This window comes from Actinophytocola sp. (assembly GCF_009379765.1).
In the GTDB taxonomy this organism is placed as follows: domain Bacteria; phylum Actinomycetota; class Actinomycetes; order Mycobacteriales; family Pseudonocardiaceae; genus Actinophytocola.
In genome coordinates, this window is sequence record NZ_WHTD01000001.1 from 88545 (window position 1) to 113464 (window position 24920).

General features: G+C 70.2%; 24 protein-coding genes. 14 read left to right on the forward strand and 10 right to left on the reverse strand.

Annotated elements, in window-relative coordinates; translation table 11 throughout:
• Window positions 1-11: 11 nt before the first annotated feature.
• Window positions 12-638, forward strand: a complete 627-nt coding sequence (locus GEV28_RS00275; protein WP_291407275.1) for a Crp/Fnr family transcriptional regulator — start codon at window positions 12-14, stop codon at window positions 636-638.
• Window positions 639-681: 43 nt separating this feature from the next.
• Here GEV28_RS00275 and GEV28_RS00280 read toward each other — a convergent pair whose 3' ends face one another.
• Window positions 682-1269 (reverse strand): cupin domain-containing protein, encoded by a 588-nt coding sequence (locus tag GEV28_RS00280; RefSeq protein WP_291407276.1) that lies wholly within the window; start codon window positions 1267-1269, stop codon window positions 682-684.
• 149 nt (window positions 1270-1418) lie between these two features.
• Between GEV28_RS00280 and GEV28_RS00285 the strand changes: the two genes are divergently transcribed.
• Window positions 1419-1820, forward strand: coding sequence for an OsmC family protein (locus tag GEV28_RS00285; protein ID WP_291407278.1), 402 nt, complete (start codon window positions 1419-1421; stop codon window positions 1818-1820).
• Window positions 1821-1969: 149 nt separating this feature from the next.
• On the opposite strand, the gene GEV28_RS00290 is transcribed toward GEV28_RS00285, so the two are convergent.
• Entirely contained in the window at window positions 1970-2989 is a 1020-nt protein-coding gene (locus GEV28_RS00290; protein ID WP_291407280.1) for an AIR synthase related protein, read from the reverse strand.
• A 70-nt stretch (window positions 2990-3059) separates the two neighbouring features.
• Here GEV28_RS00290 and GEV28_RS00295 point away from each other — a divergent pair, with 70 nt between their 5' ends.
• The 8 genes from GEV28_RS00295 to GEV28_RS00330 all read left to right on the forward strand — a co-directional run bounded on the left by GEV28_RS00295 (window position 3060) and on the right by GEV28_RS00330 (window position 12126).
• On the forward strand, window positions 3060-3839 hold the full coding sequence (locus GEV28_RS00295; protein WP_291407282.1) for a phosphosulfolactate synthase: 780 nt from the start codon (window positions 3060-3062) through the stop codon (window positions 3837-3839).
• Between the two features lies 1 nt (window position 3840).
• Window positions 3841-5211: an adenylosuccinate lyase family protein gene (locus GEV28_RS00300; RefSeq protein WP_291407284.1), complete on the forward strand. Its 1371-nt coding sequence runs from the start codon at window positions 3841-3843 to the stop codon at window positions 5209-5211.
• Window positions 5198-6223 carry a 1-aminocyclopropane-1-carboxylate deaminase/D-cysteine desulfhydrase gene (locus GEV28_RS00305; protein WP_291407286.1) on the forward strand — a complete coding sequence of 342 codons (1026 nt, stop codon included), beginning with the start codon at window positions 5198-5200 and terminating at the stop codon, window positions 6221-6223. The genes GEV28_RS00300 and GEV28_RS00305 overlap by 14 nt, the downstream gene beginning before the upstream one ends.
• On the forward strand, window positions 6220-7743 hold the full coding sequence (locus GEV28_RS00310; protein WP_291407288.1) for an argininosuccinate lyase: 1524 nt from the start codon (window positions 6220-6222) through the stop codon (window positions 7741-7743). Before GEV28_RS00305 ends, GEV28_RS00310 begins: the two co-directional genes overlap by 4 nt.
• A 76-nt stretch (window positions 7744-7819) precedes the next feature.
• The gene (locus GEV28_RS00315) at window positions 7820-9238 is read left to right on the forward strand and encodes a DUF1116 domain-containing protein (protein WP_291407290.1); all 1419 of its coding nucleotides are present in this window, start codon (window positions 7820-7822) and stop codon (window positions 9236-9238) included.
• Window positions 9239-9381: 143 nt separating this feature from the next.
• Window positions 9382-10719 carry an FAD-dependent oxidoreductase gene (locus tag GEV28_RS00320; protein WP_291407291.1) on the forward strand — a complete coding sequence of 446 codons (1338 nt, stop codon included), beginning with the start codon at window positions 9382-9384 and terminating at the stop codon, window positions 10717-10719.
• Between the two features lie 264 nt (window positions 10720-10983).
• Complete coding sequence (locus GEV28_RS00325) at window positions 10984-11220, forward strand: hypothetical protein (protein ID WP_291407293.1); 237 nt, start codon at window positions 10984-10986, stop codon at window positions 11218-11220.
• Window positions 11221-11226: 6 nt separating this feature from the next.
• Window positions 11227-12126 carry a hypothetical protein gene (locus GEV28_RS00330; protein ID WP_291407295.1) on the forward strand — a complete coding sequence of 300 codons (900 nt, stop codon included), beginning with the start codon at window positions 11227-11229 and terminating at the stop codon, window positions 12124-12126.
• A gap of 64 nt (window positions 12127-12190) precedes the next feature.
• Here the strand turns inward: GEV28_RS00330 and GEV28_RS00335 are convergent, their stop codons facing one another.
• The 7 genes from GEV28_RS00335 to GEV28_RS00365 form a co-directional block, all read right to left on the reverse strand.
• Entirely contained in the window at window positions 12191-13042 is an 852-nt protein-coding gene (locus tag GEV28_RS00335) for a Rieske 2Fe-2S domain-containing protein (protein ID WP_291407297.1), read from the reverse strand.
• Window positions 13043-13202: 160 nt separating this feature from the next.
• The gene (locus tag GEV28_RS00340) at window positions 13203-13688 is read right to left on the reverse strand and encodes an MSMEG_0572/Sll0783 family nitrogen starvation response protein (protein WP_291407299.1); all 486 of its coding nucleotides are present in this window, start codon (window positions 13686-13688) and stop codon (window positions 13203-13205) included.
• Between the two features lie 87 nt (window positions 13689-13775).
• A complete protein-coding gene (locus GEV28_RS00345) occupies window positions 13776-14603 on the reverse strand; it encodes an amidohydrolase family protein (protein WP_291407301.1) in 828 nt (275 codons plus the stop codon).
• 100 nt (window positions 14604-14703) lie between these two features.
• Window positions 14704-16107: an amidase gene (locus tag GEV28_RS00350; RefSeq protein ID WP_291407302.1), complete on the reverse strand. Its 1404-nt coding sequence runs from the start codon at window positions 16105-16107 to the stop codon at window positions 14704-14706.
• Between the two features lie 51 nt (window positions 16108-16158).
• On the reverse strand, window positions 16159-17325 hold the full coding sequence (locus GEV28_RS00355; protein WP_291407303.1) for an MSMEG_0565 family glycosyltransferase: 1167 nt from the start codon (window positions 17323-17325) through the stop codon (window positions 16159-16161).
• Window positions 17322-18851, reverse strand: a complete 1530-nt coding sequence (locus GEV28_RS00360; RefSeq protein WP_291407304.1) for a protein FdrA — start codon at window positions 18849-18851, stop codon at window positions 17322-17324. Before GEV28_RS00360 ends, GEV28_RS00355 begins: the two co-directional genes overlap by 4 nt.
• Window positions 18848-19834: a carbamate kinase gene (locus tag GEV28_RS00365; protein WP_291407305.1), complete on the reverse strand. Its 987-nt coding sequence runs from the start codon at window positions 19832-19834 to the stop codon at window positions 18848-18850. The genes GEV28_RS00360 and GEV28_RS00365 overlap by 4 nt, the downstream gene beginning before the upstream one ends.
• A 100-nt stretch (window positions 19835-19934) precedes the next feature.
• Between GEV28_RS00365 and GEV28_RS00370 the strand changes: the two genes are divergently transcribed.
• Genes GEV28_RS00370 through GEV28_RS00380 form a run of 3 tightly spaced genes read left to right on the forward strand, consistent with a single transcriptional unit; the run spans window position 19935 to window position 22029 of the window.
• A complete protein-coding gene (locus GEV28_RS00370; RefSeq protein ID WP_291407307.1) occupies window positions 19935-20336 on the forward strand; it encodes a hypothetical protein in 402 nt (133 codons plus the stop codon).
• Complete coding sequence (locus GEV28_RS00375; RefSeq protein ID WP_291407309.1) at window positions 20333-21526, forward strand: MSMEG_0568 family radical SAM protein; 1194 nt, start codon at window positions 20333-20335, stop codon at window positions 21524-21526. The genes GEV28_RS00370 and GEV28_RS00375 overlap by 4 nt, the downstream gene beginning before the upstream one ends.
• Window positions 21463-22029, forward strand: coding sequence for an MSMEG_0567/Sll0786 family nitrogen starvation N-acetyltransferase (locus tag GEV28_RS00380; RefSeq protein WP_291407311.1), 567 nt, complete (start codon window positions 21463-21465; stop codon window positions 22027-22029). Before GEV28_RS00375 ends, GEV28_RS00380 begins: the two co-directional genes overlap by 64 nt.
• Before the next feature lie 91 nt (window positions 22030-22120).
• Here the strand turns inward: GEV28_RS00380 and GEV28_RS00385 are convergent, their stop codons facing one another.
• Window positions 22121-22456, reverse strand: a complete 336-nt coding sequence (locus GEV28_RS00385) for a carboxymuconolactone decarboxylase family protein (RefSeq protein WP_291407313.1) — start codon at window positions 22454-22456, stop codon at window positions 22121-22123.
• Between the two features lie 718 nt (window positions 22457-23174).
• Between GEV28_RS00385 and fdrA the strand changes: the two genes are divergently transcribed.
• Window positions 23175-24884, forward strand: coding sequence for an acyl-CoA synthetase FdrA (gene fdrA / locus GEV28_RS00390; RefSeq protein ID WP_291407315.1), 1710 nt, complete (start codon window positions 23175-23177; stop codon window positions 24882-24884).
• Window positions 24885-24920: the final 36 nt, after the last annotated feature.

Consider the following 24920-nt stretch of genomic DNA (forward strand, 5'->3'; position numbering starts at 1 on the left):
GACCGGGGCGGATGGCGAGCGAACAGCCACTCGGCGACGAGGTCGCGTTCTTCGCGGACATGGGCAGCCGGCGAGATGTCCGAGCTGGTGTCGCTCTCGTGCGCCGGGGTACGCCGGTACGCGAGGTACATCTGGTCGAACGCGGAGCGGTGGCCGTCCTCGGTGATCACGGCGGCCGTAGACCGATTCTCGCTTTTGCCCTGCGTCGTGAACTTTGCTGCGCGATACCGGCGCTGCTGCACGAGGCCGCGCCGTGGGACGCGGTGGCGGTGACGGACGCCTCGGTGATCACGGTGCCGACCGACGTGTTCACCGCGGCAGTGCGTGAGCGTTGGGTCGATCGATGGACGACCCGAACCATGACATGGCTTGCCGCGGTGGGGGCATGTGTCGCCCACCTCGACGAGTCCGACCCCGACGCGCAGGTGGCCGCCCTGCTGCTGCGCACGCGCGGCGAGCGAGCCGAGGAACCATGTCGTCGCACGATCGCCGACCTGCTCGACCTGGACGACGCGACGATCCGAGGCGTCCTCGACCACTTGGAGCTGCTCGGTGCGATACGGCTCGCCGGCGGGCACATCTCGGTCGCCCGACCCGAGATACTACGCGGAGCCGTCGCCGGCACCTCCCGTTCGTAGCGGGTGAGCAGAAGGCGTGCCGCGCGGTTCGCACGCGATGCGGCTACGTGGTCCGAAGCGAGATCCAGATGGCCTTCGCAGGCTGCGCCGTGGGATTCCGCCAGCGGTGCGGATGGTCGGTCGGCAAGTGCAGGGCGTCCCCTTGGCGGAGCCTGTAGGTGTCGTCGATCTCGAACTCCAGCGTTCCGCGGAGCACGTACACAAGGTCTTCACCAGGATGCGCGATCGGGGACTTCCCGCTGTCGAAACCGGCCGCGACGGTGACCATCGCACCGGAGATGGTGAAGCGGCCGGCCGGCCCGGCAAGGTTCTCCATCACCACGCCCTCGCGCGAGGCGGACAGGGGCTCCCGGTCCTGTGCGCGAACCAGAACCACGGGCGAGGCGTGACCGTCCTCCTCGTCGACGAGATAGCTCACCGACCGGTCGAGCGACCTCGCCAACTTCATCAGCACCGTGATCGTCGGCACCATGGTGTTCCGCTCGATCTTGTGGATCGATGCCGCTGATACGCCGGACCGGTCGGCGAGCTGTTGGAGGGAAAGCCCGTTCGCTTGACGCAGCAATCGGATCTTCTTGCCGATTTCAGCGATGACGTCGTCCAAGGCCCGTTCTCTCTCGTCGTCGATCACGACGCCTCCGCGCCGCCGCCGGTAGCATAGGGTATGGGCATCTACCATGATGTAGGCGCACCGGCATGGTTCGTACGCCCTGCCGAGGCTTGCTCCGAGCGATCAGTGGTGAACTATGCGAGGGGGCGGTCGAGTTGAGTAGCCGAAGCGTGAGTTCCTCGTGGACGCCCGGACCGCTGCGATGCGAGGTCACGGCGGGAGAGTTCACCATCGCCGTGGACGAGCCCGAGTCCGTCGGCGGCACCGGATCGGCCCCGCAGCCGACGGACCTCCTGCTCGCGTCCGTGGCTTCCTGCTTCACACTGGCGCTGGTGCACAGCGCCGCGAAACGAGCGATACCGTTGAGCGACGTCCGCGTGGACGCGGTCGGAGATTACGTGGGCCCCCGGTTCGCCGCGCTGCGCATCATCGTCGATGCCGCCGGCCCCAGCCAGGAGGAACTGGCCAAACTCCTCGAGGCGGCGCAACGGGTCTGCTACGTGACGAACACTCTGCGCACCGCGGTGACCGTCGACGTGGTCGCCTCGGCCCTGCCGTCGGGCGGGACGTGAGGCGGAGCTCCGAGACCCTGTCGCCGTCGGCGTCGAACGCCCGGCGCTCCCCGGGAGGCCTCCGTCCACAAGGTACGGACAGCCGAGGACGCGGGACGGGCGCGCGGGTGTGCGTGGTGTGGTTCCTCGGCTCATGTGGCCGATTCCGGTCAGCCGCGCCGCAAGCCGGTGACCGCGGTCGTCGACAGGTCGATGGCCGTGACGCGGTCGCGGCCGCGGCGCAGCGCGACGTGCCCACTGGTATCGATCTCGCCGACGACCGCGGCTTTCAGGCCGCGTTGCCGGAACGGCCGGGCACACGCGTCCTCGCGTCCGGGTGGGACGCACAGGAGAAACCCGAAGCTGGGGAAGCAACCCAGCCAGCGATCGAGTGGCACGTCGACCGGACGCGGTAGCCGGTCGAGGTCGACGGTGACGCCGAACCGGCCGTGTTCGAGCAGCATCGCGAGTGATCCGACGAGGCCGGCCATGCTGATGTCCTTCGCGGCCACGCAAGCGCCGCTGTCGGCCACCTGGGCAAGGACCCGCACGTCACCGGCCACCTTCTCGGCCCGCACTTCGAAGGACCGGAAGAACGGGAAGTCCTCCCGCATGTCGCCCTCGGTCGCGCACGCGATCATGAGGCGCTGACCGGCGCGGACGTTGGCGACCGAGAGCGGATGGGCGGTACTCCCGATGCCGAACGCGGAGACCGACGGCGGGCCGTCGTGACGGGTGAGATGACCGCCCAGCAGGGGTACCGAGTAGATCTCGCAGGCGTGTCGCATCCCTTCGAGGACGCGCCGCGCGACGGCCTCGTCGGCGACGATCGTGTCGACGACGCCGAGGGGAGTAGCGCCCATCGCCGCCAGGTCGTTCACGTTGGTGAGCACCGCGGCGACTCCGGCGCCGAAGGGGTCGGCCGCCACGAACGGCGGCCACATCGCCTCCCCGCAAGCGACCACGTTGGTGCCTGCCAGCGGCACCGCCGCACCGTCGTCACCCGGTCCGCGCAGCCAGTCACTCGGCCCGAAGACATCGGAGACCAGCTCGATCACCGACTTGCCGACCAGGCCGGGATGCTCTCGCGTCCCCCGAGCCAGGGCCGCGAGCTCGGCGCTCGCGGCCGGGACGTCCGCGTTTGGCGATGAGGCAGTGCTTGCCGGTGTGCCCGATCGTGTTGGAAGCATCGTGCCGTCCCTTCGGCGAGGCCCGTTCCACGTTTGTCGGATCATCATATACTCGTCTACTATCCGATGTATGAACCGGGACTTTCTGACCCTCCCAGCGCGAGCGGGCAAGCCCCGCACGACAGGGCTGACGCATGTGCTCGACAAGGGGGTGCCCCCGCAGCAGGCACAGGCCCTGCTCGAGGTGGCCGGCGAGTTCGTCGACATCTGGAAGTTCGGGTGGGGTACCGCGTACCTCGACCGCGGCCTCGAGAGGAAGCTCTCGCTGCTGGCCGAGCACGGCGTGCGGGCGTGCCTCGGCGGAACTCTGCTGGAGGTCGCGTGGAGCCAGGGTCGCGTCGAGGAGTGCCTGCGCTGGGCGGGCGAGGCCGGCGTGCCTCTCGTCGAGGTGTCGCGGGGAGTCATGCCCATGCCGCTCGCGGACAAGGCCCTGCTGATCGCCCGCGCCGCGCGGTCGTTCACGGTCCTCGCCGAGGTCGGCACCAAGGACCCGCGGCAACAACTGGACATCGGCGAATGGAAGGACGAGGTCGGCCACGACCTCGCCGCCGGCGCATGGCTGGTGGTCACGGAGGGCCGGGCGAGCGGGACGGTGGGCACCTACGACGCGAGCGGTGCCGTGATCGAAGAGGTCATCGACGCCGTCGTCGGGGTCGCCGGCCACGAACGGATCCTCTTCGAAGCGCCTCGAAGGCACCAGCAGGCCTGGTGCATCAACCGCTTCGGAACCGATGTCAACGTCGGCAACGTCGCACTCGAGGACATCGTCAACCTCGAGACGCTGCGGCTGGGCCTGCGCGCCGACACCGCCGTGATCGCCTCCGGCCCGCCGCCACGGAGCCGGAGCTGACGTGAGTACCCGAATGGCCGACTCGCTGGCCTACCGACATCTGTGGACGGCTCCCGAGCTGGACCGGCTGTTCGAGGAGCGGGGCAGGTTGCAGCGTTGGCTGGACATTCTCGCCGCACTCGCGCGGGCCCAGGCATCGCTGGGCATCATCGCGGCCGAGTCCGCTCGGCTGATCACCGAGCAGGCCGACGCCACGCGGCTCGACCTGGACCGGATCGCCGCCGAGACCCGGCACACCGGCCACTCGACACTCGGGTTGATCCACGAGCTGCAGCGCACCCTGCCGGCGCCCGCGCGAGAGCACGTCTACTACGGCGCAACCGTGCAGGACCTCACCGATACGTGGTTCGGCCTCGTGTCGCGCGATGTCGGCACCCTCGTCGGTCGCAAGCTGTGGGCGCTGGAGGGCTCGCTGCTCGAGCTCGCCGCGACGCACCGCGACACCGTCATGGTGGGTCGCACGCACGGGCAGCCGGGAGCCGCGATCACCTTCGGGTTCAAGGTCGCCGGATGGGCCGACGAGCTGCGGCGCCATCAGGACCGGCTCGTGGAGGGGCGCGGGCGCTGGGCCGTCGGCCAGCTCGCCGGCGCCGTCGGGGTGCTGGGCTTCTTCGGCGAGGACCGCCTCGAGCTGCGCCGCCGCTTCTGCGCGGAGCTCGGGCTGGATGACCCGGGTATCTCCTGGCTGACCAGCCGCGATCGAATCGCCGAGCTCGCGCACGTGCTCGCGATGGTGTGTGCCACCCTGGCGAGGGTCGGCGGGGAGGTCTATGAACTGTCCCGCCCCGAGATCGCCGAGCTGCGCGAGACGCAGCCACGCGGCGGCGTCGGCAGCATCACCATGCCGCACAAGCACAATCCCGAGGGCAGCGAGCACCTGGACACGCTCTCGCGGCTGGTGCGCATCCACGCTTGTCTGCTGCTCGAAGGCATGGACCAGCAGCACGAGCGGGACGGGCGCGGGTGGAAGGCGGAGTGGGTGTCGCTGCCAGAGGTGTGCGAACTGACCGTCACCGCCGTCGACCTGGCCGGCAGGGTCGTCGACGGGCTCGAGGTGAACCCGGCCGCGATGGCCGGCAACCTGTCGGCCGGCGGCGCGGACCTGCACTCGGAGCAGATCCTGGCCGGGCTCTCCGCGGTACGCGGAAAGCACGCCGCGCAGGTGCTGATGGCCGAGGTCGAAGCCTCGGGTTCGGTGCGATCGCAGGGTTGGGTGGCGGCCGTCGCCGCCCGGGCCGGCCTGGAGCAGGAGCAGGTCGCGGCATGGGCCGCGCGACCGGCGACCGGTGCGGCGGCGGCGATGGTCGACCTCGTGCTCGATCGCGCATCCGCCGCCCGCCTCGAGAAGAAGCAGACCCATGAAGCTGAGTGAGCGGCCGCGCCTGGAGCTCGGGGCCTGGCCGACCCCACTCGTCCGAGCCAGACGGCTGGAGGCCCGACTGGGCTCCGGCCCGCTGTTGGTCAAGCGCGACGACCTCAGCGGATTCGCCGTGGCGGGCAGCAAGGTCCGCCCGTTGGAGTTCCTGCTGGGCGACGCGATCGCCGGCGGGTTCGACGCGCTCGTGGTCGGCGGGGTCGCGACGTCGAACTTCTGCCAGGTCGCCGCGGTGGCCGCCCGGGCAGCCGGCCTCGACTGCTACATCGTCCTACCGGGGCATCCGCCGCCGCCCCCGGCCGCCAACCTCGCGATGGCGCTCGCCTGCGGGGCACAGGTGTCCTTCAGCGGGGGCCCGCGAGAGCAGCTCGACGAGCGGATCCAGGAGCGAGCCGCGGAGCTGGACCGCGACGGACGGTCCGCGTTGGCGATCCCGCGCGGCGGCGCCAACGCGGTCGGAAGCCTGGGTTTCGTCCGTGCGGCGCACGAACTGGCCGAGCAGCTGGCCGTCCACGGCCACGACCGGGCGCGGATCGTGCTCGCGGTCGGGTCCGGCGCCAGCATCGCCGGGCTGGTCGTCGGTTCGAACGAGCTGGGTTTGCCGTGGACACTGACCGGGGTGTCGGTCAGCCGTGCTCGGGAAACGATGGCCGCGCACCTGCGGGCTGTCGTCAGCGGCTGCGCCGAACTGCTCGGCGGGACCCGAACCGCGCCGGTCGTGCCGGCTCTGGTGCAGGCACCCGGCGGCCCACACCGCGCGCCCGGCACGTCCACCGCCCCCGAGCGGTCGGCCGCCCAGCTCGCGTTGCGGACCGAAGGCCTGGTGCTGGACGCCGACTACACGGCGCGGGCCTTTCCGGCCGCGCTGCAGGCCTTGGCGGAGGACGGTCCACCGGTCGTGTTCTGGCACACCGGCGGGTTGGCCACCGCGATCAGCAACTACCTGGCCGCGGACATCGACCTGGCTGCGGCGGCGACCGGCCCCCGGACGAGCGAGGGCAGGCCATGACGGGGCAGGGGCCGCACCCGGCCCCGGGTCGGCGCAGGGGCAGCCCCCAGACATCGGCTGCTCCCGAGCTGGTGGCGTCCGGTTTCGCGCTGGAGAACGCCGACGCTCCGATCCTGCACCGCGGCTACAACCTGGCCGACATGGCCCACGTACTCGACTTGGCCCAGCGCGGAGTCATCCCCGAGCACGCCCAACTCGCCCTGCTGACACTGCTGCTCGAGGTGCATCGGACCGACGCCGCCGACTTCCCCTACGACCCGGCGTTCGGCGAGCCGTACAACTCCCGGGAGCGGTTCTTCGTCGAGCGGATCGGCGACACCGCCGGATGGTTGCACGCGGGCCGACCCCGCCGGGAAGCGGCACGCATCGCGCTGCGCCTGCACCTGCGGACCCAGATCGCTCAGCTCGGGCTGGAGGTGAGCCGCTTCGTCCAGGAGACCGCCGGCCAGGCGGCGCAGCACGTGCAGACCCTGATGGCCGACCAGACATACCTGCAGAAGGCGCAGCCCTCGACGTTCGGTCACTACCTGCTGTCCTTCGCCCAACCGGCACTGCGCGACGCGCACCGGCTGCTGGCCGAACTGGCCGAGATCAACGCCAGTCCCGGCGGGGCCGGCTGCGTCAACGGCACCCGTCTCGGGCACGACCGCACGGCGCTGGCCCGCTCGCTCGGGTTCGACACCGTCATCACCCACACACGGGACGCGATGTGGCGGGTCGACGACCTGATCGCGGTACTCGCGATCGGCACCAGCCTGATCTCGAACCAGAGCAAGCTCGCCGAGGACCTGGAGATCTTCTCCAGCAGCGAGTTCAACTTCGTCGATCTGGACGACGGCTACAGCAGGTCGAGCGTGCTGATGCCGCAGAAGCGCAACCCGTACGCCCTGTCCATCGTGCGAGGCGCGTCCGGAGTGCTGATCGGACGGCTCGCCGGATTCCTGGCCGTCACCAAGAGCCCGTCCGCGCGCAGCGACAACTTCATCTTCGCCTACGGCGAAGTGCCCCGCGCACTCGATCTCGCGCTGCGGGTGACCGCCCTGATGACCGGCGTGGTGCGCACCCTGCAGGTCAATCCGGACGAGATGCGCGAGGAGCTCGTCCGTGGTTACGCACAGTCGACGGACCTGGCCGAACACCTCACCCAGATCCGCGGCGTCGACTACCGCACCGCCTACTTCGTCGTCGGCGATGTCGTGCGCGAGGCGAGCCGGGCCGGCCTCGCTGGGTGCGACCTCACCGCGCACCTCGTCAACCAGGCGGCGTACGCGCGTACCGGCGCCAGCTGGGACCTGCTCGACTCCGACCTTCAGGCGGTGCTGGACCCGGCCCAGATCGTGGCCTCCCGGCAGGTCGAGGGCGGTGCTGCTCGCGAGCCCGTCGAGCAGATGCTGCGAGCGACCTCCGTCGACGCGGCCGCGGTGGCGAAGGCATCGGCCGCCCGGCTGAACGACTTCGCCGCGGCCGAGGACGACCTGGTCCGGCACGTGCGATCCGTCGCCGCGAGCGGCCCCGACTGACCGCACCCCGACACGACCCGGGACGACCCGAGACGACGCTGAGACGACCCGAGACGACGCTGAGATGGAGCTCGCCATGACACCACAATCCGCTCCCGCGGTCCTCCCCGAGGAGATCGCCGTCGTGAACGTGGGACTGCCGCTGTTCGCCGACGCGGTGCGCGCCCAAGGGGGGCCGGTCGACCAGCTGGACTGGCGGATCCCGGCGAATGGCGACCCGCGGCTGACAGCCGCGCTCACGACGCTTCTCGGCGATCACGCGGCGCGGATCGACGAGGCGAACGCCGAGGTCTTCCGGCGCCTCGACACCGGTGCACCGTCGTGGACGGCGGTGGTCACCGCGGGCGACGTGCTGCCCGGCCTCGGCGGGCGCACTCTCCTGCACTGCGGCCCGGCGATCGAATGGCCGCAGGTATGCGATCCGCTGCGCCGCTCGATGCGGGCCGCGACGGTCGCCGAAGGCTGGGCCGCGGATGTGGCCGAGGCGGACGTGTTGCTACGGACCGGCCGGGTCCGGCTCGAGCCGGCCAACCCGAACGCGACGGTCGTCCCGATGGCGACCGCGCTCGGCCCGTCGATGCCCGTCCTGGCCGTGGACGACCAGGCCGGCGGCACCCGGGCTTTTTCGGCCATCAACCAAGGCCCCGGGGACGTCGCGTGGTTCGGCCGCGAGACCGACGCGGCGATCGGCCGGCTACGGTTCCTGCGAGACGTCGCCGGACCGCTGCTCGCCACGGCGGTGGAGCAGGCCGGACCCGTCGACGTCCTCGGCGTCGCCACACAGGGCCTGGCGATGGGCGACGACGTCCACATGCGCACGCAGGCGAGCACCAACCTGCTCATCCGCCACCTGCTCCCGCAGCTGGTCGCGGCGAACGGCCCGGCGGCCGTGGAGTTCGCTCGCTACCTGTCCGGAGACCACCTGTTCTTCCTCAACCTCGCGATGGCGGCCGCGAAGTCCCTGACCATGTGGGCCGAGCAGGTCGAGGGCAGCAGCATCGTCACGACCATGGCACGCAACGGAACGACCTTCGGGGTGCGCCTCGCCGGATGCCCGACGTGGTTCCTCGCCGAGGCACCCGAGATCGGCGACGCCCTGTTCAACCCCGGCTTCGGTCCGGGCAGCGGTGCTCGCGACATCGGCGACAGCGCGGTGCTCGAACTGATCGGACTTGGTGGCGCGGCCGCCGCCGGCTCGCCGGCGGTCGCGGCGTTCCTCGGCGGGACCATGGCCGACGCCGCCGAGGTCACGGAGAACATGACCGACATCTGCCATGGCACGAGCAGCCGGTTCAAGATGCCAACGCTCGACATGCGCGGAACTCCCGTCGGGGTCGACGCGCGGCTGGTGACCAAACTCGCGCTGACCCCGAAGGTGAACACCGGGATCCTGCATGTCAGTGACGGCACCGGCCAGGTCGGCGCGGGTGTCGCCACCGCACCGCTCGACTGTTTCAGCGACGCGGTGCTGAACCTCGCACGCCGCCTCACTTGAGCGTATAGTGGACAATAACGTCGGATAGTGTATGTCTCCGCCGTGAGGTTGTCGACTGTGCCGCGGCGTAAGACGTTTGTCCCACGGTAGCGGCCAACTGTCGGCATCGATGAGGACCGAACTTCAGTGGAGGGGACGAGACGATGACGAACACCATCGTGGTCATCGGCGGAAGCGCCGCCGGCATGGGCGCCGCCGGCGCCGCGAAGCAGGTGGACCCCGACGCTCGTGTCGTCGTCTTCACCGAGTTTCAGGACGTCGCCTACAGCCCCTGCGGCATCCCGTACGTGCACGGGAAGGAGATCGACTCCTTCGACCGGCTGATCCTGCTGGGCAAGGAGCACTACGAGGCGCAGGGCTTCGAGATCCACTACGAGACCGTGGTGAGCGCGATCAACCTGGCCGAGCAGACCGTGGAGGTGCCCGGCCAACCCGCCGTCCGGTTCGACCGGCTCATTCTCGCCACCGGCTTCGAGTACGAGCGCCCGGACATCCCCGGGGGCGAGCTCGACGGCTTGTACTACGTCAGGGACATTCGCGCGGCGCAACGCTGGGACGAAGTCCTCGACACGGTGAAACGCGCGGTCGTCGCGAAGGCCCAGCCGATCGGTGTCGAGATGGCGACCGCGTTGGCGCATCGCGGCATCGAGACGCATCTGGTCGATCCACACCCGTGGGCCATGGCCGAGATCGCCGACCCGGACATCATGGCTCCGGTGGAGGAGTCGTGGCGCGAGATGGGCGTGCACGTCCACCTGAACACTCAGATCAAGGCATTTCTGGGGACCGAGCGGGTCCACGCGGTCAGGACCTCCGACGGGGAGATCCCCGCCGACATGGTCGTCATCGGCGCGAAGAAGCTGCCCAACAACCATCTGGCCGCGCAGGCAGGGATCAAGCTCGGCTCCACCGGTGGGATCATCGTGGACGAGCACATGCGGACGTCGGCGGCCGGCGTCTTCGCGGCAGGCGATTGTGTCGAGGTGCCGCAGGGGACGACCGGGGTGCCGGTGCAGGGCCTGTCCGGCAGTCATGCGTATGCGCAGGGCAAGATCGCCGGAAGCGGCGCGGCCGGGAAGTTGCGAAGCTACGCGTCGGTCTACGTGCCGTGGGGCCTGGTCGGCGGCAAATGGATGATCGGCGGGGTGTCCTTCGGTGAGGCGCTGGCCGGTGCACTGGGAATTCCGTTCGTGCTCGGCGTCGCGGAAGGCATATCCCGGGCGCGCTACTACCCGGACTTCAAGAAGATCCGGGTGAAGCTGCTCGCCGAACCGGGCACCCTCAAGTTGATCGGCGCCCAGCTCGTCGGCGGCGAGGGCGTGAAGGAGCGGTGCGACTTTCTCGCGATGGCCGCGCGCAAGGGGCTGACCCTGCATGACATCGCGTGGATGGAGAACGTCTACTCACCGGCGATGGGCGCGCTCAACGAGCCGATGGCACTGGCCGCGCAGAACGGTCTGGCGAATGCGGGCGAGTCATGAGCGAGCTCGCGAGCGAATCGATGTCACAGGGCGACCGCGAGCGGCTCGACCGAGCCTGCGAGGGGGAGTCATGAGCGAGCGTGCGAGCGAATCATCAACACAGGGCGAGCGTGCGAGCGAATCATCAACACAGGGCGAGCGTGCGAGCGAATCATCAACACAGGGCGAGCGTGCGAGCGAATCATCAACACAGGGCGAGCGTGCGAGCGAATCAGTGTCACAGGGTGTCCGCGAGCGGCTCGACCGAGCCTGCGAGGGGGAGTCGTGAGTGGCTTTTTCCGGTGGGTTCGAACGAACTCGCAGAAGTATCTCCTCGAAGCCGTCCAGGCCGATTTGGCAAAGCGATATCTCGGCCGGCCGCCCACGGTAGGGCCGAGAACGCCCCAGGTGATCTTCTGGAAGTACCTCTTCGTACCGATCTATCGCCGCCTTCCCTGGAAGGTCAAGCACTTCGTCATCCTGGCGATGCCGGGTAGCCACCGGCGTCACTGGAGCTCGTGACGGCCGATGGGCGAGCCATCCGCGGCCGTGAACCGCATGCCCGTGCGGTACCGGGAGGTAGCGGTCAGCACCGTCGACTTCGCGTTGACAGCGAGCGGGCTGCGCGGGCACTTCGTGGGGCGCGAGGCGTACCGGCGAACGGGATACGTCGTCGTCCACGGCCGAGGCCAGGACGAGGTCGCGCTGCTGCAGGTCGAGACCGTCTCCAGAGCGCCGCTGTTCTCGCCGATAACCGGCGTCGAGCTCCTGGCCGGGCCCGAGGAGGCGGTCTACGTCCACGCCCCGGACGTCGACCTGGGCGTCCCGTGCCAGGTCGGCCGGGCCGCGCGACAGCATGCCCCCGGCGTCAGGTGCGTGATCGTCCAGGGAAGGTACGAGCACGTCAGCTTCATCCTGGACCCCGACCCGATCCGGGTGCGGCTCGCCGAGGTCGCGCCGCCGTATCCGGCCAAGCTGCTCGATCAGGCCCGGCGCGTACTCGAGGTGGCCGAGGACCTGCCGCCGATCGTGCTCGAGCCGCAGATCTTCGATCTGCTCGAGTTGGCCGCCGCTCGGCCGGCCGAGCGGTACCTGTTCCCCTGCCGGGGCTCTGGCATCGCCCCTGAGGGCATCGAGGTGTTCTACCTGGACGAGCGTCCCCCTCGTCATGATTGGGTGCTCGTGGGATGCGAACGCTCGCGGCAGATCCATCAGCACTTCTACGGTGACCTGCCGCCCAGCATCGAGATGTGCCCGCGAGAGCTCGTGCGGCCGGGGCCGAACCCGATCCTCACGAAGTGTTGCGACCTCGAGGAGGGCGTGGTTCAGGACGGCATGACGACGGTCGTGCCGTGGGGCGCGAGCCTGAACGAGGTGCACGCCGGTCTGCGCCGGCTCGTGGCGGAGCACCGGGACCGGCATGCGTGAGCCGCGGCACGGCGCTCACGGCACGATCATCGCGCTGGACCTCGCCCTGGCCCGCTGACCGGCCTCAGTCGACGGCGCGGACCTCGATGCGGTCGCCGGACACCCGGGTCTCGTAACGGGGCTGCGGGCTGCTGGCCGGTCCGCGCACGACGGCGCCGTCGGCGAGTCGGAAGGTGCTGCCGTGCCAGGGACAGGTGACGCGGTCCTCGGCGATCGTGCCCTCGTCCAGCGGCCCGCCCATGTGGCTGCAGGTGTTGGCCAGCGCCCGCACGGTGCCCGCCGTCCGGTGGAGAAGCATCGGTACGCCGGCCGCGGCGACCACGCGGTGCTCTCCCTCGGGCAGATCGGCGTCGGGCAGCACCGGCGTCCAGTCCCGCGGTCCCTGCTGCCAGGCGGTGCGATTGACGTTGACCCCCCGAGCGAAGCTCAGGTGGCCGCCCAGGTAGCTGCCGGCCAGCAGCACCGCGAACCCGGCGAGCCCGATGACCTTGCCACGGGTCCGCTTGCCGTGCGCGCGCAAGGACAGCGAGGCCACGTACAGACCGAGCGCCGCCGTGTTGATCGTCGCGTGTGCGAGTCCCACGCGGGTGTCCGCCCCGTAGGTGTCCGACCAGTCGTTGAGCCCGGCCGCGGCGGTCGGCACGGCGGCGAGCACCCCAGCGGCCATGAGCAGGTCGGCGGACCGTTCGGCGGACCGGCCGCCCACGGCGTCCAGCAGCGCCGACATGCCCCAGGCGCCGATCGGCAGGTCCGTGAGCATGGGGTGCAGCGGATGACCGAGGTCGGTTCCGCTGAGCAGGTTCCGTACGGCACGCGGCCGAACCGCGCGGCCGATGGCGGCGGTGAGTGGCCTCGCGAGACGGTCGAGCGTCTCGGCTCGTTCCAGCCGTCGGATCAAGCCGGACAGTGCGTTCATCGCGGCCTCCCGGACCACTCGCTCTCTCGCCCGCCCACGGTGGTTGCGGCGTGGTCGAACGGGTCGACGCCGGCCGGTCGTGGTGTGCGGCCCGGCGTCGACCCCCTTGGCGGCGGCGGAATGCTCCCCCGACAAGACCGTCCACAGTGGTCTGTGGCGGCTACATGGTCCAGGTGTTCAGAACGAGTGCTCGTTCCTTCCACGCGGTGATCGCGGCGTCCAGGATGTCCTTCGGGTTGACCGGCTTGACGCCTTCCATCATGTCGATCTCGCGCATGCCGTAGAGGGCGGCGGCGGAAAACCGGCACGCGTAGGCGTGGCCGCCCTCGTCCATGAACCGCCGCAGCAGGTTGTTGTAGTTCATGTTGCCGGGGAAGCCCTCGTCGCCGACCTTGGGGTAACCGCGGGTCGCGGCGGCTGCCAGCGAGCCCGGTCCGAACATCACGAAGTGGGTCTCGAACCCCTTGCGCAGGATCCGGGTCGCGGTGAGCAGGTTGACCAGTGAGGCCGAGCTCTCGAACGGCACACAGTGGTAGAAGACGAACGCCTTCTGGCCGGGCTCGGCCTGATGGTCCGGGAAGACCTTGTCCTCGTAGTCGACGATGACGTCGCCTGTCGTGACCCGCTCACCGACGATGTTTGCCATCGGTTTCTCCTTTTCTGGTGTTTCGCGAATGGTGCCTGTGGTGATCTGGTGCTGCTGACAAACGATCGCGTGTGGTGCCGGAGGTGCTCAGCCGTAGAGGGTCTCGAAGTTGCGGCGAAGGATCATGTCGGCGAGGTCGCCGTCTCCCGCGGCGGCGCGAAGGCGCGCCAGCTCTCCGGCGTGGTCGCCCCACGGCTCGTCGCTGGCGAACAGCAGGCGGTCCTGGCCGATCCCGCGCCGTTCGATCTCCTTCACCAGCCAGCGCGGCGCGAAGCCGACGGCCCAACTGGTATCGGTGTAGACCTGCTTGCCGGCCTCGATCCAGTCGAACAGGCGACTGCCGATCAGCTTGATGTGCGCGCTGACCCCGCCCCCGAGATGCACCAGGTGGATCTTGACGTCGTCGCCGTACCTCTCGACGAGGGAGCCGATCTCGTCGATGTCCGACGCGCCACCCGAGGACGTGTGGATGTGGACCACGAGTTGGTGCTCCCGCGCCGTGTCGAAGATCAGGTCGAGCTGGGGGCGGCAGGCTTCGTCGTCGGCTCGCCCGCCGAGCAGGAAGCTCGTCTTGAGGACCTTGACGCCCTCCTCGCCGGCGTGCGCCAAGGCCGTGGCGTTGAGCGCCGCGTCCTGCGGGCGAGGTGAACACCACAGGCCGCAGCGGATCCGGTCGTCCTTGGTGGCGGCCTCCAGGACGAGCTCATTGAACGAGAACGACACCGCGGCGTCCGGCACTCCGTAGTTCGGTAGCACCAGTGCACGTTCGGTGCCTTCGGTGTGCAGATCCGCCACCAGTTCGGCGAGGGTTCCGCGCGCCGAACTGTCCGGGTGCACGGGTGGTCCGCCGTAGAACGGATATGCCGGGAGCAAGCCGATGTGCCGGTGTGCGTCGTGTACGAGTGTCTGGACCATGACATTCACTATACAACATAGATATGTCGGATAATAGGCATTGGCGAACGAAGCCGCTCGCGGCGGCGGCTCGCGCCCTGTTCGTCCCGCGCACGGCTCGTCATCGGTTCGTCGTGGGCGGCAGCGCGGGCGCGCGCAGGTGGTGGGTGGTCAGCGCCTGGTACGCGTGCCCGATGCGGAGCAGCGTCCACTCGTCGGCGAATCGGCCGATCAGCTGTATGCCGAGTGGGAGCCCGTCGGGATCGAAGCCGGCCGGCAAGGACAGCGCGGGCAGCATCGCGATGTCGACCGGGCAGGTGAACCAGACCGGGCCGCCTCGGAACACGTTCAGCGTCTGTCCTTCGCCAACGGTGATCTCGTCGTCGTCGAAGCGTGGGGCGGGATAGGCCGTCGCCGGCAGGAGCAGCGCGTCGACGTCGTGCAGGGCGGCCACGAACGCGGCGTGGATCCGCGTGGCGTGCTGGTGGGCGAGGGACCGGTCCGTCGCGCTGAGCTGCTGGCCGTAGCGGTAGTGCCCGACGATCTGTTGCCCCACCCGGTCCAGGTCCAGGTCGGGGTACGCGACCGCGAACTCGGGCCATGCGATGTTCCCCCAGGTGTGCAGCGCTCCGTCGATGTCCGGCAGGTTCGCGTCGACGAGCGTGGCACCCGCGGCAACGAGGACATCGGCGACGTCGTCGAGAGCGCCGCGCACCGCGGGGTGGATGAGCGTGGCGTAGTAACCGTCGTGGACGCGCCCGACTCGCAGCCCGCGGACGGAACCCGCCGCGGCGGCCAACTGGTTCCGCTCGTTCGCGAGCGCGGCGTAGCCCAACGCGACATCGTCCACGGAAGCGGCCATCGGGCCGACGCAGCCCAGGCTGGGGGACAGCGGCATCGTCCCGGCCATCGGCAGTCGTCCGTGCGTGGGCTTCAGCCCGACCGTCCCGCAGAACGAGGAGGGCACCCTGATCGAGCCCGCGGTGTCGGTACCCAGCGAGAACGGCACGCTCCTCGTCGCCACGGCCGCGGCCGAGCCGCCGCTCGATCCTCCGGTCAACCTGTCGGGCGCCCAGGGGTTGCGGGTGGGGCCGCTGGATGAGATGTGGTTGGTCCCGCTCGCCGCCAGCTCGTGCATGTTGGCCTTGCCGACGATGATCGCGCCGGCCGCACGGAGCTGCCGCACCACGAAGGCGTCGGCGGATGCGATGTTGCCGCGGAACGCCTCGCTGCATCCGGTGGTCTCGTGCCCGGCCACGTCGAACAGCTCCTTGACGAGCACGGGCACGCCGTGCAGCGGCCCGATCGGTTGGGCCGGAAGTGCGCGCGCGGCCTGTAGCGCCTGCTCGGCGAAGAGTTGGCTCGTGGCGTTCGTGACCGGCTGCCAGTCCTGGAGCGAGCGAATCGCCTCGGTCACCAGCTCGACCGGGCTGACGCGGCGCTCGCGGATCGCGCGGCACGTGTCGACGAGCGTGACCGCCGCCGGGTCGTCGCCCGGCAGCGGTGATGCGTCCTGCTCGTGCATGTGGTCTCTCCTGTGGTCGAGGAGGCGGCACGCGAACGGGCCGCCGCGAGCTCAGGCGGGGCGAGCCGCCGACAGCAGTCCGGCGTAGACGGCGCGATGCTCCTCGGCGCACGCCGCCCAGCTGAATCTCGCCGCGACGAGGCGCCCGGCCGCGGCCAGGTCCTTACGGAGCGCCGCGTCGGTGGCGACCGCGTGCAGGGCGTCGGTCAGCGCGGGGATGTCGCCGACCGGGGCCATCAGCGCGTCGCGACCCGCGACGAGGTACTCGCGGAACACCGGAAGGTCGCTGGTGACGACGGGTATCTCGGCGCTCATCGCCTCCAGGACCGCGAGTCCGAAGCCCTCCTTGACCGAAGGAAACGCCAGCGCGTCGGCGGAGCGGTACCAGGCGGCCATCTCGGCCTCCGGCACGGTGCCGAGCAGGACCACGTCGCGTCCCAGGGTCAGTCCGAGCCGACCGAGCTGTCCCAACGCGTCGGTGCGGTACCACTCGTAGTCCTGAAAGGATTGGCCGCCGATCACGGCCAGAACGGGCGTCGGGCTCATCCTCTCGCGCAGCCGAGCGAATGCTTTGAACAAGTGGACGCTGCCCTTGCGGGGCTCGACCCCGCCGACGGCGAGGAACAGGAACCGGTCTGCCGCCCCGACCCGGGCGCGTAGCTCGGCTCGCCACGCCGGTGCGATCGGCGCGAAGCGCGCGACATCGACACCGTTGTGCACGACCTGGGCGTCGACGCCGAACTCCGCGTGCAACATGTCGCGCCACACCTCGCTGACGACGAGCACGGCGTCGGGTTCGAGCACGGCCCGGCGCTGGCAGTCGATCAGCGCCGTCGTCGTGAAGTCGTCGATGTGGTGCACGGTGCGCACGACGCGCGGTCCGATCCCGGCGTCGCGGACGCGAGCCGCGGCCCGTGCCGAGATGCAGTCCTGGGTGTGGACGAGCGCGAACCGGTCGCCGAAGGACCGCAAGCCGTTCTCGAGCGCGTCGACGGAGTCGAACACCCGCTGTTCGAGGGTGTCCGCGTGCGGTGGGGTGGGCACCAGCGTGTACGGGACGTCCGGGTGACGGAAGAAGTCGGAGCCCGGCTCGGCGAGGGTCACGATGTGTACCGCGACGCCCGCCGCCGTGAGCGCCTCCGCGAGCGCGAGGGTGTGCACGACGCCGCCTCGCGGCTTGGTGGAGTAGGTGACGAGCGCGATCTCCGTGGCGCTCATGGCGTTCTCGTGACGAGTGATGGGTCGCGGACGGCGATCGCGGCGGCCGCGAGCGCGGCGCGGGCAGCGGTCTCGGTGACCACGCATCCCGCGTCCAGAAGGATCTCGCGCTGCCGCGCGTAGCCCTGTGGATCGTTGTGGGTGCCCAGCACGTAGGCGACGACGGTGGCGCCCTGCTGGACGGCCCGCGCACACGCCGGGGCGAGCTGACCCGCGGGATCCTCGTGGGCGCCGAGACCCAGTACGACATCGAGCAGGATCACCGCGACCGCCGGGTCCCTGCCTTGTTCGTCGAGCATCTCGACGCGTGCCTGCGGGTCGATCATCGGGTGCGGTCGGTCGAGCGTGTACTCCTCCTCGCCGAGATCCAGGCAGACGTGACTACCCGGCGGGGCCGGCACCCGAAGCGACTCGGACAGCGGAACGTTGGAGTAGACGGGCCCGAGCGCGTCGCCGAGGATGACCAGCGACTCGTAGCACAGCGTTCCGCCGGAGAACAGGCCGCGCACCAGGGTGCGTTCGGGCGCGAGCCGCGCGCAGACCTCGGCCACCCGCTCCGGCAGGTCGCCGACGACGTCGGGCCGGCTCACGTCGAGCAGGTCGAGCACGTCCAGCGCACCGGCCTCCAGCGTGCGCGCCGGTGGCCGCCCGGTCACGGGGCCCGCGTCCCGCGCCCGGCCGACCAGCGCGGCGACGAAGGGAAAGCCATCGGCGACGGCGAGCACCGCCCGCGCGACGTGCTCCGCGGGTGGCTTGGACACCAGGAAGATCACTTCCGTACCCGGGTCGGCCCGTAGCGAGGCGATCGCCGCCTTCGCCATCCGCCCCTCGACCGCGTCGGACAGGTCGCGGCCGCCGAGCCCGATCACGCACGAGATCCCGACACCCCAGCGGTCGAGCAGGCTCATGGCCTCCTGCGCACCGGTCCCGGCCGCGGCGACGATGCCGACCGGACCGGATCCCACGATGTTGGCGAAGCCGAGCCCGGTACCGCCGAGCATCGCCGTGCCCGCCCCTGGGCCCATGAGCAGACGACCGAGCCGCACCGCCCGGTCCTTGAGCGCCACCTCGTCGGAGACCGAGACGTTGTCGCTGAACAACAACACATCCAGCCCGGCGGTGAGCGCCTCGTGCGCCTCGAGCGCGGCGTACCTGCCGGGCACCGAGATGATGGCGACGTTGGTGTCGGGCAGTTCCCGCACCGCCCGTCCGATGGTGCGGTGGGCGCGCCGGCCTGCCGGGCCACCTGTGCTCTCCCGGCTGGCGAACATCGCGTCCGCCCCTGCCGCCAGCGCGCCGTTCACCGACTCGTCGTCGGCTCCCCGGACGGCGAGGAACAGGTCGTTGGCCGCGCCGAGACCGGTGACGGTGAAGCCTTCTGACCTCAGCGTCTCCAGGTTCGCCGGCGTGGCCATCGCGGCCGCCGCCCACTCGACGCCGGCGAACTCGCTCATCGCGCGGGTGGCGGACAGCTGCACCACCGAGTCGACGTATGTGTCATGGAAGATCCGCAGGTCGGCGGTCATGACGTGCTCCTGGCCGCCCGGCGGGTGGCCACGATGCGGGTGCCGCGCCCCGTGTCGGTGCCGTTGCGGGTGGCGTGCCCGGCAGGTTCGAGTGTGCGAGCCGCGAACGCCGCTGTGCTGATGACGGCCACCTCGCCTCCCGAGCGCAGGAACTGCGTCGCGGCGTGCACCTTCGGACCCATGCTCCCGGCCGGGAACTGGCTGTCGCGTTGATATCGCTCGGCCGCCGCCACGTCGATCTCGCCCAGCGCACGCTCGGTGGGCAGACCGAAGTCGAGCATCAGCCGGGGCACATCGGTCACGAACACGAGAGCCTGTGCCGCCAATGAGGTGGCCAACTGGCCAGCCACGTAGTCCTTGTCGATGACGGCCTCGATGCCGACCAGTCCCGGGCCGCCGGGCGCGACGGGCACGCCGCCCCCGCCGCCGGCGATGACGATCGTCCCGCCGGCGACGAGCGACTTGATCGCGGCCGCCTCGACCACCTCGACCGGCCGCGGCGACGGCACCAGCCGGCGGAAACCTCGGCCGGAGTCGTCTCCGACGGTCCAGCCTCGCTCGGCGGCGAGCTCGCCGGCCCGCGCACGCGTGAAAAACGGGCCGATCGGCTTGGCCGGTGCGCCGAACGCCGGATCCTCGGGCGCGACGACGACGTGGGAGATCAGCGCCGCCACGGCGACATCGGCGTCGCCGGCGCGCAACGCGAGGCTGATCAGGCTCCCGATCTCGCCCTGGGTCATCGCGCCGAGGGAGAACAGCGGTTGAGCGGGCACCAGACGTCGGCCCTCTTCCTGCTGGATCGCCAGGTTCCCGACCTGGGGACCGTTTCCGTGCACGATGACGACGTTCCACCCCGACCGGCGGATGGCCAGCACGCTGCGCGCCATCGTCAGGGCGTTGCGGCTCTGCTCCTCGTAGGTACCGGTCTGACCCGCGCGGGTGAATGCGTTCCCGCCGAGGGCAACGACAGCGGTCTTGGGCATCGGTCTCGGCGCTCCCTAGTGGATCGAACCCGGCGGGCCCGGGCGGACAACCGCCGGACTCTACTAGCATACGATCTGAGTCTCTCCTATAGTAGACGCCATGACGAAGCCGAGCCCGTTCCTGGGATTCGAGATCGCGGACGAGATCGTGCGCCCGCGGCGACCGCGTGCCGGCGCCGAGCCGCCCGGCGCAGCGCGATGGAAGGCGGCTGAGGATCGTCTCTATCCGCTGATCACGGTCGATCCCGCCCTCTACGAGGCGGCCCTCACGCTGGTCTGCGAGGTCGCGGACGTGTTGCGGGGGCAGTGCGGCACCGTCACCGAACTCGTCGGTGCTGACGCGGCCGCTGTACTGGCCCGGTGCCCGTCCGCGCCGGTGCTGTCAGCGCTCGGGTTCGATCCGGGTGCCGCGTTCGACGCCGCGTGCGCCTGTCGCTGGCGAGAGCTGACCGCGGAAAAGACCGACGCCGAACTCCAAGCCGGACAGGACGGTTCGCGATGACCACCATCAGGGCGACAGCGAGTCAGGACCGCGGGCCGGCCGAGCTCGGACCGGACGACGAGGTGGCCACCCGGCCTCGGCCCGTCTCGGCGCAGGTCGCCGAGTTGATCGTCGAGCTGCAGAGTGTGGGACTGCGGGTCGAGGCCAAGCTCGAGACCCGCAAGGGCGGCGCCGGACCGACCGACTCCGGCATGCTCTGGATCGAGGGCGTGGCCGTGACGGTGCCGACCGTGAGCGAGCAGGCCCACGCCTCGCCCTACGTGCTCAAGTGGGAGGACGCGGGATACGGGATCTACCGCGACGGCGTCCGGGTCGCGGCCGCCACCGGCGCGCCGCGACCGAAGTACTACGACCTGGCCACGGCGGACGGGGTGCCGTACTGGCAGATCGGCCTCATGCACCTCGACTCCTTCGCCAGCACGGTGGTGCAGACCTGCTCCTACTGGGCGACACCCGACCAGTGCGCGTTCTGTGGCATCGAGCTCTCGCTCGACGCCGGCCGCACCATCGTCAAGAAGTCGCCCGCCCAGCTCGCGGAGGTCGCCGTCGCGGCCCGCACCCTCGACGACGCGGTCGACGCGACCCTGACCACCGGCAGTTCCAACGGCGTGGATCGCGGCGCCAGGTATGTCGCGAAATGCGGGAACGCGGTCAAGGAGAGTTCCGGGCTTCCGGTGGAGGTGCAGTTCGAGCCGCCTCGCGACCTCGATGTCATCAACGAGGTGCACGATCTCGGAATCGACTCGGTCGGTATCCATGTGGAGACCTTCGACCCACAGGTGCTCGCCAGAGTGGCTCCGGGCAAGGCGCGCACCGGGATCGAACGTTACTTCGCGGCGTGGGAACGGGCCGTGTCCCTGTTCGGCGAGGGTCAGGTGTCGACCTACGTGATCCTGGGTATGGGCGAGGACGTCGAGCTCACGGTCGCCGGCTGCCATCGGGCGATCGACATGGGCGTGTACCCGTTCGTGGTGCCGTTGCGTCCCGTAGCCGGCAGTCTCATGCAGGACGCCCAGCCGCCGTCGGCGGCGTACACCAACAAGGTGTATCGACGGGTGGCGACTTACATGGCTCTGCGCGGCATGGATGCCAGCATGGCGTCCGCCGGCTGCGCGCGTTGCCAGGCGTGCTCCGCGATCAGCAGCCTCCAAACGGTCCTGCAGATATCGAAGCCGCAGGCATCGTCGTGAACTCCTCGCACGCGGTGCGCGTCGCCGGCGAACCCGTCGAGGCGCACCGCGAACAGGTGGTCTGCGTCGAGGCGCGCACCGAGGAGCAACACGTCATGCATCACCGCATCCGGCACGCGGTGTTCGTCGAGGAGCAGGCGATCTTCCCCGGGTCCGACATCGACGAGCACGACGCGCGCGAAGACGTCGTCCGGGTGCTGGCCCTCGAAGGGGGTCGCCCGGTCGGCGCGGTGCGCCTGTATCCGGTCGACGAGCACAATGGACTGTGGAAGGGCGACCGGCTGGCGGTTCTCGCCGACTGCCGCACCAACGGCGCCGGGGCACCGCTGGTGCGCTTCGCCGTCGCCCATGCCCGCGCCCACGGCGGCCGGCGGATGATCGCCCACATCCAGGTGGCGAACGTGCGGTTCTTCGAACGGCTCGGCTGGTCCGCGTACTGTGACACCGAGCAGTACCTGGGGCTGACGCACCAACCGATGGAAATCGCGCTGATCGACTTCTGAGCCGCCCGCCCCCGGCGCCGATCAGCTCATCTATCCACAGTGGACCGACGATTGTTCGCGACGCACGTTGGTCCACATAGGGCAGACCGGGTCACGAGTGCTGATGGGCGAGCGCGTGCAGCGCCAGGGTGGAGTGCGCATACGCGCCTCCGGCGCGCATCTCCGCCGCCACCCAGATCGCCTCCATGATCTCCCGCGGGTCGGCGCCCTTGCGCGCGGCCAGCCGGGTGTGTCCCTGGATGCAGTAGGGGCATTGGGTGGTGTGGGCGACAGCTACGGCGATGAGCTGCTTGGTCTTCTCCGGCAGCGCGCCATCCGCGAACACAGCATGGCTGAACGCCTCGAACGCGTCGTGGATCTCTGGCGCGAGCTCCTTTCGGCGAGCGGCGATCTCAGGTGTGGTCGGGTGATACATCGGCTCGGTCACGGGTGGGGCTCCTGTCGGTGACGGATGTTGACATCGAGGTACGAGCTGCTACCTCCACGTCAAGTCTGGCGCACGTGCCCTTCGAAGGCATTGGCTGCGACAAGCCATTTTCCGGGCGTCGGCACTGCCGTCGTCCGGCAAGCCCGGCGGGCCGGACGGTCGCCTTGCCCGCCGTGGGCGACGTTGCCGCGTGCGGGTGCCGGCCGCACGTCCCGGTTGCGGCGACGTCGATGTGGTGCGCGGCGAGGAGGTCGCGACAGCCCGATCCGCTCGGCCAGCGGGCATCACCCGCCGCCCTCGCGCGTCAACCGTCCTCAGTGGCCGGTCCGGTCAGCTCGGCGAGGATGTGGTCGGCGGCGCTGTGGTGGTCCTCGCCGAGGCGCGCGACCCGGGTGGCGAGCTCGCGGTGGGCTTGTTCGGGGCGGTAGCCGTGCCCTATCAGTGCCCCGATCGCCTGGTTGGTCAGCGAGGCCGTCGCCAGCTCGCTGGTCGCGTCCGCCTGGGGCGGGGTGCGGTGTTGGTCCAGGGCGAACGCGGCCGGCGGCCCGCGTGTTGCCCATGCACGGCAACCGAGTCACCGGCAGCGCTGCCGGTGCGCGACCTGGCGGAGGCCGACCGCGCGGACGCATCCTTGAACTCAATGCGGCCGAACACGTCCCCGACAAATGGCAGGCCCGCCGTCAGAAGCACACCGTGCGGGTGTCCGTAGGAGCAGAGCATGCTCTATTCGATCGTCAAGCCGAACAACTACCAGGACTCCTTGCGGCTCATGCGGCTGAGCAACCTCGTCGCCGACACCGAAGGCATCAACCGCGTATCGATCATGATGGGTACGCCGATGAACAAGGACATCCTGCGTAACGCCGGGCTCACCGGCACCACGGTGGACGAGGCGAAGCCGACGGACCTACTCATCCTGGCCGACGTGGTGAGTGCCGAGGTCGGCGAGTCGTTGGTCTCGACGGTGGACGCGTTTCTTTCCAACCAGGCGTCGATGTCCGGACGATCGAGGCTACCGACCGCTCGTTCCCTGGAACGGGCGTTGAGCCTCGCCGGCGACGCGAACCTGGCGATCGTGTCCATACCCGGGGAGTACGTCGCGGCTGAGGTGGAACGGCTGCTGGACCACGACTTGCACGTCTTCATCTTCAGCGACAACGTGAGCATCGACGACGAGGTGACACTCAAGCGCAAGGCTCGCGAGCGCGGGCTGCTCGTCATGGGACCCGACTGCGGGACCGGAAGCATCGGCGGGTTGCCGCTGGCGTTCACGAACGCGGTCCACCCCGGGAACATCGGCTTGGCCGGCGCGTCGGGCACGGGGCTGCAAGAGGTCATGGCTCAGATCGACGGGCTCGGCGGGGGCGTCTCACACGCGATCGGGCTCGGCGGTCGTGACCTCGGCACGCGGGTGGGCGCAAGCACGTGCCTGCGGGCGCTGCGCGCACTGGACGGCGACGCGTCCACGGATGTGATCGTGCTGATCAGCAAGCCACCCGCCGCGCGGGTCCGTGACGACGTGATCGGCGTGGCGGAACGGCTGTCGAAGCCGGTCGTCGCGATCCTGCTGGGTGAACGCCCGCCGGCACCGGTCCACGGAAACGTCCACTACGCACACACCCTGGACGAGGCGGCACGCATCGGCGTGGAGTTGGCCGGCACCAGAGCAGCGCGTTCCGTGGCGTTGCGGCCCGCCCAGCAGTGGGTCAAGGGCCTCTACACCGGCGGCACGTTGGCTGTGGAAGCGGCGATGCTGCTGCGCGAGTCGCTCGGGATACCGCAGGGCGAGGAGCACGACGGCGGCTACCTGCTCCGGTCCGGCGGCCACGAGGTGATCGACCTCGGTGATGACGCGTACACGCGCGGTCGGCCGCACCCGATGATCGACCCTTCCATCCGGAACGAGCGTCTGGCGGCGGTCTTCGACGACCCGCGGAACGCGGTCCTGCTCCTGGACGTGGTGCTCGGGTACGGATCGGACCCGGACCCGGCCGGTGCACTCGCACCGCGTCTCGCCAAGGAGCTGGCCGCGCTGCGTGCGGCAGGCCGAGACCTCGCCGTCGTGGCATCGGTGTGCGGTACGGAGAACGACCCGCAGTCGCTGAGCACCCAGACCCTCGCCCTCGAGCAAGCGGGCGTCACCGTCATGCCCAGCAACGCGGCCGCGGTTCGTCACGCGTTGCGCATCCTGCGGCGACAGCGCGCACCGGAGCCGCCCGCGAACGGCGCGAACGACACGAACGACGCGGACGACGCGGACGAGCCGGTCCGGCGGTTGCTCGCCCAGCCGCCACGAGTCATCAACATCGGCCTCCGCGGGTTCGCCGAGACGCTCTTCGAGCGCGGTGCGCACGTCGTCCATTACGACTGGCGCCCGGCCGCCGGCGGCGATCGCAAGCTCCAGGCACTCATCGACGCGCTGAGGTGAGTCGCGCGCGAATTACATGCTGCTCCACTTCCAGAT